This window comes from Mesorhizobium sp. M7A.F.Ca.CA.002.05.1.1, from assembly GCF_003998335.1.
Lineage (GTDB): Bacteria > Pseudomonadota > Alphaproteobacteria > Rhizobiales > Rhizobiaceae > Mesorhizobium.
Genome location: NZ_RZQI01000899.1, coordinates 1 through 2,387, shown reverse-complemented (window position 1 = coordinate 2,387; position 2,387 = coordinate 1). Strand labels below are relative to the sequence as shown.

The following is a 2,387-nucleotide window of genomic DNA, read 5'->3' as shown; positions in this document are numbered from 1 at the left end:
GTGCGCAGCCGGATGGCGAACTCAGCCATTGGAACCTGCGGCAGGCCAAGCTCGCGCGGCGCCTCGACAATGCCGGAATGGGCAAAGCGAGCCGTTCGCAGCGTCAGCGCGACACCGGCGTTCACCGCCGTGCGCAGGCCGGCCAGACTGGCGCTGCCGGCAGCGATGCGGTAGCGGCGGCCGGCCGCATCGAGTGCGGCAAGTGCTGCCTCGCGAAAACCGCAATACGGATCGAGCAGCGCCAGCGGCAGTTCCTCCTGCCGCGAAGCCAGCCCCTTTTGTGAGCATAGCCATATCATCGGCTCGCGCAGCACGCCGACTTCGTCCGGCGCCGCCGCCTGGCGCATGACGATCGCCAGATCGAGGCCGCCAGACTGCAGCGCCTGCGCCAGTTCGGCGGAGCGGCCGACCCGCAGTTCGATCCTGACGCGCGGATGACTGACGGCGAAGGCACGCAGCAGATCCGGCAGGCCGCTGTCGGCGAAATCCTGCGTAGTGCCGATGGCGACGCGTCCGGCAGCGCGCGCGCCCTTGAGCGCCAGCCAGGCCTCGCGATGGGCGGCAAGGATCCGCCTGGCATGGCCGACGAGGTCTTCGCCTGCAGGGGTCAAGCCGCGCCCTCGCCCTTGCGGCGCCAGCAGCGGCTCGCCGACGATTTCTTCCAGCCGCTGCATCTGGGTGGTCACCGCCGAGGGCGAACGGCCGACGCTTGCAGCCGCCTGGGCCAGCGAGCCGCTGTCGACGAAAGCAAGGAAGGTTCGGAGCAGATCGGGATCCAGCGTTTCCATACTTCGATATTATCGAAGCTTCAGTTAAAAACAATTCGATTTTTTTGATCTAAAGGTGGTGGCATGGTTGTTTCAACGGCGATCGGACGCCGCTCAAGCCAAGGAGAAGAAAATGCCCATTATCAACATCAGCGTCACCGGCAAGCCTGACGCGGCGCTTTCCGCTCGCATCGCAGAGGAGGCTACCGAAATCACCGCCACGCAGCTGCGCAAGGATCCGACGATCACGGCAGTTGCCGTGTCCTATGTCGATCCGCAGCACTGGTTCGCCGGCGGCAAGTCGCTGGCCGAGCACGGCACCAACACGTTCTGGCTTGATATCAAGGTGGTCGACGGCACCAACACCAAGCTTGAGCTGGAGGCCTATCTGAAGGCGATCTTCGCGGCCTTCGGCCGTCTGCTGGGCGGCGTGCACGAGGAGAGCTACGCCTTCGTACATGAAGTGCCGGCAGCCGCTTACGGCTATGGCGGCAAGACGCAGGAATTTCGTTTCATCAGTGGACGGCTGCAGGCGGCATGACAAGCAGCTTCCCGCACCAGGGAAGCAAAAGCTCCGCATTGACCTTCCTCCCACATCGTCTAGGTTCTGGCCGAAGCGGCCGCAAAAGAGCCGAGATGCTAAGAATGTTGGGAGAGACGCGGCATGGTCCTGACACTGGCGCTGCTTGCGGGTCTTGTTCTGGCCTGGCTGCTGATCGGCGTGGTGGAAATATTCCGCCTCGGCCTGCGCTTTACCCAGGCGCTGCTCTATGTGCCGTTCAAGCTCGCCTACCGGATCGCCGACAGCCGTATCAGGATCGCCCGCCAGGCGCAGGCTCCAGTCATCTACGTCATCTCGCATCAATCGCGCTTCGAACCGGCGCTGATGCTGTCGCTGCTGCCGGAAGACACACTGCACATACTCGACGAGGCCTCGGCGCGCTCGCCGTGGCTTGAACTTTGGCGCGAGCTTGGCCGTACCATCGCTTTCAACGCCGAACATCTCTTCGTCAGCCGCCGGCTGGTGCGCGTGCTGAGGGGCAAGGGCCGGCTCGCCGTCTATCTGCCGGATGCGGTCGAGCCTGACGTCAAGATGTTTCGGTTGTTTCGTGCCGTCACCCGCATCGCCATGCAGGCCGATGCCAAGATCGTGCCGATCTTCGTCGGCGGCGCGCGCGGCCTGCCGGTGTCGCTGACACCCGCGGACAAGGCGCCACGACACTGGTTTCCGCAGCTGTCGATCAGCGTGCTGGAACCTATGACCATCGCCGAACTGGTGGCGCGGAACCCCGATCAGGCCTCGAACACCAACGCGCTGTTCGACCGTGTCGCCGAGGCGCGGCTCTTCGGCACCAACCTCGATCGTGGCCTGTTCCTGGCCATGCGCGATGCCGCCGACCGCGTCGGCGCTTCGCATACCATCATCGAGGACGTGATCTCCGGGGCGCTGACCTACCGCAAGCTGTTCATCGGCGCCCGCGTCCTGGGCAGGCGCTTTGAGGCGGTGACGGCTCCGGGCGAGGCGGTCGGCGTGATGCTGCCCAATGCCAACGGCGTCGTGCTGTCGCTCACCGGCCTTCTGTCGGCCGGCCGGGTGGCGGCGATGATCAACTATACGGC

General features: G+C 64.9%; 2 protein-coding genes and 1 pseudogene. 2 read left to right on the top strand and 1 reads right to left on the bottom strand.

The window, feature by feature from the left end; genetic code table 11:
* On the bottom strand, positions 1-788 hold a 788-nt coding region (locus tag EN939_RS30225; protein ID WP_127271320.1), incomplete at its 3' end, for a LysR substrate-binding domain-containing protein.
* A 112-nt stretch (positions 789-900) separates the two neighbouring features.
* Between EN939_RS30225 and EN939_RS30220 the strand changes: the two genes are divergently transcribed.
* Both EN939_RS30220 and EN939_RS30215 read left to right on the top strand, forming a co-directional pair.
* Positions 901-1,308 carry a tautomerase family protein gene (locus EN939_RS30220; protein ID WP_127271318.1) on the top strand — a complete coding sequence of 136 codons (408 nt, stop codon included), beginning with the start codon at positions 901-903 and terminating at the stop codon, positions 1,306-1,308.
* Positions 1,309-1,431: 123 nt separating this feature from the next.
* A pseudogene (locus EN939_RS30215) lies at positions 1,432-2,387 on the top strand (AMP-binding protein); the annotation flags it as partial.